This is a genomic window from Aquidulcibacter sp. (assembly GCF_020253525.1).
In the GTDB taxonomy this organism is placed as follows: Bacteria; Pseudomonadota; Alphaproteobacteria; order Caulobacterales; family Aquidulcibacteraceae; genus Aquidulcibacter.
This window is the reverse complement of the sequence record NZ_JADCBK010000009.1, coordinates 1-6,960: the sequence shown is the minus strand read 5'-3', so window position 1 is coordinate 6,960 and position 6,960 is coordinate 1. Positions and strand designations below refer to the sequence as shown.

The following is a 6,960-nucleotide window of genomic DNA, read 5'->3' as shown; positions in this document are numbered from 1 at the left end:
CCCTTAAACCCGCCTAATCTTGTGACTGCCCCACCTGCCAAGGCGGGTTGAGCTTAGTGTTGACGGCATAAAGCAACCAAATTTCACGAGCATCTGGGCCGAGGAGAATCGCAGCGCACGAAACCCCCATGTGGCAGGGCGTGCCCTGATGAGCAAAGGGACAGGGCTTGCCTGCCGTAGCCGTCTAGACTGGCATGGGAGCGGCAAGCATGGGCGTCGTCCACGCGTAGTGCGAGCCCAAGCGCCTCCCAAAAAGGCTTTTGGCCGTGCAATATCGGCAACCAGCAGGCCAATATGGGATAGGAACATATTTATTCAGCAGCAGGCGGGTCTAAAGCTGCCACCCACTGTTGAGTTCTTTTCATCTTTCCCCTATAGCCCCGCCTTCATGAAATCTCATGCGCCGCCTGCATCATGTAGGCGGCGCAGTTTTTACACACCAACGAACGGAGACCGGGGATGACCGGCATCGTGATCAATGTTGAAGTGCGGGAACGCACTGGTACCGGTGGCGCTCGCCAGACCCGCCGTGAAGGCCTTGTGCCCGGCATCCTTTATGGCGGCAACAAAGAGCCTGTGGCGATTGCCGCTTCCAGCAAGGAATTGCTGAAGGCGATCCGCTCTGGCAAATTCTTGGCCCACATGGTTGATTTGCACCACAGCGGCGAAAGCCAGCCTGTGATCCCACGCGACGTGCAGTGGGACCCCATCACCGACATGCCTGTCCACTTTGACCTGTATCGGGTTGAAGAAGGCTCGGTGATCTCGGTGGATGTGCCTGTGCACTTCCTGAACCAAGACACCTGCCCCGGCATCAAAAAGGGCGGCACGCTGAACGTCGTTCGCCACACCGTGGCTCTGGACGTCCCAGCTGGCAAAATCCCAGAAGAATTGGTTGTCGACTTGGCTGGCCGCGACATTGGCGATGTGATCCACATCTCGGCCGTTCGCATGCCAGACGGCGCACGCCCAAGCATCCGCGACCGCGACTTCACCGTTGCGACCATCATTGGCCGCGGTGGCAAGCAAGACGAAGCAACCGAAGAAGCATAAGCCTTTTTGGATGTTTGTGATAAAAGCCCCGGCATCGTCCGGGGCTTTTTTATTGTGATCATGGGGTGATCAGATGTTTCTATTGGTTGGGCTCGGCAATCCCGGTGCCAAATATGCCAAGAACCGGCACAATATCGGCTTTATGGCCGTGGATGAGATTGCGCGGCGCTATCAATTTGGGGCCGAACGCAGCCGCCTCCAAGGTTTGGCGCGCGAAGGCATGATTGAGACTGAGGCAGGCCCGCAGAAAGCCATCATCGTTAAACCCCAGACCTTTATGAATGAAAGTGGCCGTTGTGTGGGTGGCTTTATGACCTTCCATAAAATCCCCATCGCGAAAGTCATTGTGTTTTATGACGAAGTCGAACTCGCGCCGGGCAAGTGTCGGGTCAAGATTGGCGGCGGCACAGCAGGCCATAATGGGTTGCGGTCTATCGTGGCCCAATCGGGTTCTGACTTCAAACGCGTCCGCTTAGGCGTTGGCCATCCCGGGCGCGAAAAAATGTTGAGCCATGTGCTCGATGATTTCTCAAGCGCCGAAATGGTCTGGGTCGACAGCCTATGCGATGCCGTTGCCCGCACGACCCCCCTCTTATTAGAGGCCAAGCACGACCACTTCCAAACAGAAGTCTCCAAACTCTCCCCTGCCCCACCGATTCCAGCTTGGCTGCGCGGTGGTTCGGGTGATGGGAACTAGGCGCACGCATAAGGCGCACAGACCACGTCTTGCAGGATAAAACCTAGGTTGTATGAGTCTCCTATCCCATACTTGAGGATAGCGAGCCCAATGCCCATTCTGATTCTTTCTTTTGTTATTCAGGTCACTTTGATCATTCACGTCCTGCGAACAGGGCGGCCCTTTTGGTGGATCTTCTTCATTCTGTTTGCGCCCGGTATCGGCTCGGCCGTTTATATCTTGCTTGAGATCCTGCCCAATACAGGGCTTTTTTCAACCATGCGCAAAGCTGAGCGCAAAGTAAGTCACGCTTTAGACCCGACGCGGGAATTGCGGGCGGCGCAAGAAGCCTTTGACCTGACACCCACTATGGGCAACCGCCTACGTCTGGCCCAAGCCAGTGCCGAAATTGGCGACTTTGCCAATGCCGAACGGCTTTATCGGGACTGTCTTGAAGGCCAATTTGTCGACGACCATGCCGCCCTTTTGGGCCATGCCCGCGCCCTTGTAGACCTTGGCCGCCACCAAGAAGCTTTAGACCGCATCAACCACTTGCGGGATTTGGGCCATGAGGGGGCCGCAGAAGCCCTTGTCTTTGCACGCGCGGCAGAAGCCTTGGGGCAGAATGAGGAGGCAGAAGAGGCCTATGCCTTTGCAGCACCGCGCATCCCAACACTGGAAGCCCATGCCCGCTATATTCGTTTTCTGCGCCACAATGGCAAAGACGTGGACGCCACGCGTGAGTTACAGGAATTCGATGTGCGCCTGTCGCGCGTACCGCGCCATTTCCAATCAGATGCGCGCAAGTGGCGGACCTTGGCGGTTGCGTAAGCCCTGCCATTGATGGGTGCTTTTGGGCGGCAAACTGTCTAAGACACGGCACGCTTTTCTCGCGCACTCATGGCGCGCGCCACCTTAGTTACGAAAGACCTCCATCATGGGATTCAAATGCGGCATCGTGGGCCTGCCCAATGTTGGCAAGTCCACATTGTTTAATGCTCTCACCAAGACGGCCGCCGCACAGGCTGCCAATTATCCCTTCTGCACGATTGAACCCAATGTGGGCGAAGTGGCGGTACCAGAGCCACGCCTGAACGCTTTGGCGGCCATTGCAGGCTCTAAAGAAATCATCCCTGCGCGCATGAATTTCGTTGATATTGCAGGCCTTGTGCGCGGCGCGTCCAAGGGCGAAGGCTTGGGCAATCAGTTTCTGGCTAATATTCGCGAATGCGATGCCATCACCTATGTAACCCGCTGTTTTGTCGATGAGGACATCACCCATGTCGAAGGCCGCATCGACCCCCTCGCCGATCTGGAAACGGTAGAAACCGAACTGATGCTTGCCGATTTGGAAAGCTTGGAAAAGCGCATCCCCAATCTGGAAAAGAAGGCCAAGCAAAGCGACAAAGACGCTAAATTGACGTTGGAACTGTGTCTTGAAGCCAAAAAGCTGTTGGATGAAGGCAAGCCCGCCCGCCTGTTTGTGCCGACCAAGGAAGACCAAAAAGCCTATGACATGTTGCAATTGCTGACGGCAAAGCCTGTCCTTTATGTCTGCAATGTGGATGAAGCCTCGGCTGCGACCGGCAATGAATATTCGGCCAAAGTCGAAGCCTATGCCCAAGCCCATAAAGCCACAGCCGTTGTCATTTGCGCGCAAATGGAGGCCGAGCTTGCGGCCCTTGATGATGAAGAGGCCGCAGAATATCTCGAAGCCGCTGGCCTTGATGAGCCTGGCCTCAATAAGCTGATCCGCTCAGGCTATAGCCTGTTGGGCCTGCAAACCTATTTCACCGTCGGCCCAAAAGAGGCACGCGCCTGGACCATCCATCGTGGTTGGACGGCCCCTAAGTCGGCTGGTGTCATCCATGGCGATTTTGAAAAGGGCTTCATCCGCGCCGAGACCATCGCCTATGATGATTATGTCGCCTTCAAGGGCGAAACTGGCGCGAAAGAAGCGGGTAAAATGCGCCTAGAAGGCAAGGAATATGTGGTGAAGGACGGCGATGTGATGCATTTCCGCTTCACGTCCTAACGCACCGCTTGGCGGGCTCGATCTGCGGCAATCGCGGCGACCAATACGTCGCGCCACACCCGATACCCCGCTTCGGACGGGTGCAGCCCGTCATAGAATAAGGCGCTATTCTGGCTTCCTTCTGGCGTGAGGAAATGGGGATAGAGATCAACAAAGGTTAGATAGGCCCTTTGCTGATCCTGTTCGGCAAAGGCTTTCAGTGCGCGATTGACCGGGATCACAATATTGCGGGTGCGCGCCACTTCTTGAGTCGGCATCAAGGATTGCAGAATGATCCGGGCCTTGGGTTGGCGGGCATGGACGCTGGCGACCAGCGCCTTCACCCCTGCGACAATGCTGGCATCGGCTGGGGTTTCACTCGCCCAAGAATTATTGATCCCGGCCAGAATGACCACATAATCTGGCTTCAATTCCTTATGATCCAATTGGCCAAGGCCGCCTTGGGCCTTGGGCTGAATGCGGTACAGCATATGCTCAAGTCGGTCGCCAGAAATGCCCAGATTGATCGCCTTGAGGGCCGGATCTTGGCCTGCAAAAGTCGCATCCCAAACCGCCCGGCCATTCGTAACGCCTGGGAACCACAAATTCTCGCCCATCAGGAAAAAGTCGGTGATGGAATCGCCCAAGAACACAAGCCGATAGCTCGACAAGGCTTGTTTATCTGCCAATTCCGCTTCCATGGAGGCTAAGCGGGCTTGCCAATATTCAACCCGGGCTTGCGGCGCCTCTGCCTTGAATTGAGCTTGGCTATCGCGGGGAAAAACCAATAATAGCAGCGGGATACACAGGACAGCAAAGAAGCGGACGAAACGAAATTGGCGGCGAGTGCCGGCAGGATCTGTCAAAATGTTATCCCTTTTATCGGGCTAGCCCCGATACACATTGGTTTGACCACCAACGAGGTTTGAGAGCAATTGTAGCTCTACCTCACGGCGGCGATAGTCAACCACCAAAGTCTCAACTTGGCTTAGAATATCCATCCCCACCAGCATGGCGGGGGTGTTTTCAAGGCCCCAAAGCTTAAACACCGGCGCATCAGCCGCCACTACGGTTAAGCGGCGAATATTAAGGCCGATGAGGTTAAACTCTGGCAGATTGGCCCAAACGCCGTTGAGCTGTTGGTTGGTGACCCCCAATATCACGGGGGCTTCTTCGGGGCGGGTCCGCCGTCTGGCGCGCGCGCTGAGCGCGTTCAGCATGGCCATATTGACGATGGTGGTATCTCCGCCCGTGTCCAAAATACATTTAGAGCGCAGATTGCCCACCCGCCCCTCTGCCTCAATCAACAAACCATGGCGCAATTTGACGCCAACCGATATGGGCAGTCTTCGTGGTCGCCGCGAGGTCGCAGGTTCCAGATCGACCGTTTTGCGGCTGAAATTAAACCGCACCCGCCGATTGGCAAACATGTCCATGCCAAGGATGCCATCCAGCTTGTCTAAGGCGGGGGCGTCGATAATGGCGACCGTGAGGTTGTTAGAAACACTCCGCCCGGTTTCAATCTGGGCGATTTTGGCAAAATGGGCCTGACTAGAGCCTGTGACACCATGGACGGTGCGCATCGGCAATTCAGCCAGTTCTAAAGCCTTAGCGACCCGCGGACTTAAGACAGACGTGTTAGAGCCGGTATCGACAACAAATTTGAACGGACCCTGTCCGTTTAGCTTCACTTCGGCGGTTGGACGGCCATAAAGATCAATCCACGTCTGCAACGTCACAATTGGGGTCTGGCCGGTTACCGTGACGGTTTCACTCGCCGAAGGCGGGGCCTTTTGCGCCCAGACAGGGCCAGATAAACCAAAACCCACTAGACCGGTGACTAGGTCGCGACGCTTGAGTGCCATGCCTTACCCCTTTGGTTCGCCACAGGCGAGATCAAGGATCATGGACCAGATTTTGGAAAAAGAAAGCCCGAATTTCCTTCTCCCTGCCAAAGGCTTAACTCAAGGCCCGCCGACCAAAGCCCCCATTGGCAGGCAGGGGCTGGCCAAACCGCAGCCCGTTTGCCCGCCCAGTTTCAGACGCAGGCGCCGGCTCGATCCGCAGCATCAAGACAGGATTGGGGTCAATTATGCCCCGATCGCGCAGCCGTACCCGCACATAATCATGATCTGGCACATAAAGTGGCATGTCATCGCGGATAGGTGGCCCATGCAGGATCAAAAAATCCGTCACAGCTAGGACCCGCTTTTCGATCTCAGCGCGCGGCAGAATCGAGGGGACGGTTTCAAGTTCACGGCCAAAAAAGGGCGCAAGGCCCTTGGAATGATAAATCAGGCTGGGCATGCCTTGGGGACTAATGGGCCCTTCGACCACGTGCCAAGTCAGCCAATGGCCCACTTTGATTTCAGGAATGGTGAGGCGCAGGGCGGTGCGTTGAAAGGCTTGGGGTTCAATACTGACATGGCCGGTCTTCCAGATCACTTCCTCAACCGGCACGATGGAGATCAAGGCCGAGGTTACCATGCTAACAGCGGCAGCTACGGCGAGCGCCTCGGCTGGATGGTGGGCATCTTGTTCAGAACGCACCACGACATGGGTGTGGATCTTGGGGTGGGAGTTGCGCAAGCCAAACCAAGCCGGACATAAGGCATCCAAATCCTCGCTTCCGGCCAATTTGGGTGGTCCTGGATAGAGATGAACGGAAATGACATTTGGACCAACCGACAAAAAGCAAGGTCCACCCTCGCCGCCAGCGGCAAAGCCGCCCGGACGCACCACACCCAATTTGGACGTCAGTGATGGAAACAAGCCGCTCAACCTCGCCAAGATCTGATCATGGGCAAAGTCAACGCTATGGGTCAGAGGCAATAGTGCGGCAAAACGTTCATGCATTTCGATGGCTCCCACGTGCACAGTGAACCACAAGGTTCCTTCGTGAAGTGGGTTGGATGATGACTTAAGCCCCGGTCGTCATCCCAACCAGCCAATACTATCGCCGCAGCCACTTACAAAGGTCCTAAAGCCCCTCATAAAATGCCATGTAAACCGTGGGAAACCCCGAATTTCTGGGGCCTTTTGCAGTATGGGCCGCTCTAAGCCAAGGCAAGGGCTAATTGGTCAATGTCGGCCAGCTTTTGGTGAAAGCCAGACCAGTCGTCTTGTTCAGCGATACGGGCCCATAAAGCTTCCACTTCTTCAATCACGAGGCTGGCTGGTTCTGCAGCTTGAAAATAGGCATGGGTCAATCGCTCTG

7 protein-coding genes are annotated in these 6,960 nt (G+C 55.8%); 4 read left to right on the top strand and 3 right to left on the bottom strand.

Annotation, left to right across the window (positions count from 1 at the left end):
- Positions 1–459: 459 nt before the first annotated feature.
- The 4 genes from IOB61_RS01520 to ychF all read left to right on the top strand — a co-directional run bounded on the left by IOB61_RS01520 (position 460) and on the right by ychF (position 3,764).
- Entirely contained in the window at positions 460–1,053 is a 594-nt protein-coding gene (locus IOB61_RS01520; RefSeq protein WP_290811168.1) for a 50S ribosomal protein L25/general stress protein Ctc, read from the top strand.
- Between the two features lie 73 nt (positions 1,054–1,126).
- A complete protein-coding gene (pth, locus tag IOB61_RS01515) occupies positions 1,127–1,750 on the top strand; it encodes an aminoacyl-tRNA hydrolase (protein ID WP_290811166.1) in 624 nt (207 codons plus the stop codon).
- Between the two features lie 90 nt (positions 1,751–1,840).
- Positions 1,841–2,560, top strand: a complete 720-nt coding sequence (locus tag IOB61_RS01510; RefSeq protein ID WP_290811163.1) for a hypothetical protein — start codon at positions 1,841–1,843, stop codon at positions 2,558–2,560.
- 106 nt (positions 2,561–2,666) lie between these two features.
- Entirely contained in the window at positions 2,667–3,764 is a 1,098-nt protein-coding gene (gene ychF / locus IOB61_RS01505; protein ID WP_290811160.1) for a redox-regulated ATPase YchF, read from the top strand.
- Here the strand turns inward: ychF and IOB61_RS01500 are convergent.
- The 3 genes from IOB61_RS01500 to IOB61_RS01490 all read right to left on the bottom strand — a co-directional run bounded on the left by IOB61_RS01500 (position 3,761) and on the right by IOB61_RS01490 (position 6,599).
- Positions 3,761–4,609 (bottom strand): GDSL-type esterase/lipase family protein, encoded by an 849-nt coding sequence (locus IOB61_RS01500; RefSeq protein WP_290811157.1) that lies wholly within the window; start codon positions 4,607–4,609, stop codon positions 3,761–3,763. The two genes, ychF and IOB61_RS01500, sit on opposite strands and share 4 nt — an antisense overlap.
- A 21-nt stretch (positions 4,610–4,630) precedes the next feature.
- On the bottom strand, positions 4,631–5,608 hold the full coding sequence (locus tag IOB61_RS01495; RefSeq protein WP_290811154.1) for a TIGR02281 family clan AA aspartic protease: 978 nt from the start codon (positions 5,606–5,608) through the stop codon (positions 4,631–4,633).
- Positions 5,609–5,702: 94 nt separating this feature from the next.
- Positions 5,703–6,599 (bottom strand): hypothetical protein, encoded by an 897-nt coding sequence (locus tag IOB61_RS01490; protein WP_290811151.1) that lies wholly within the window; start codon positions 6,597–6,599, stop codon positions 5,703–5,705.
- Positions 6,600–6,960 lie beyond the last annotated feature (361 nt).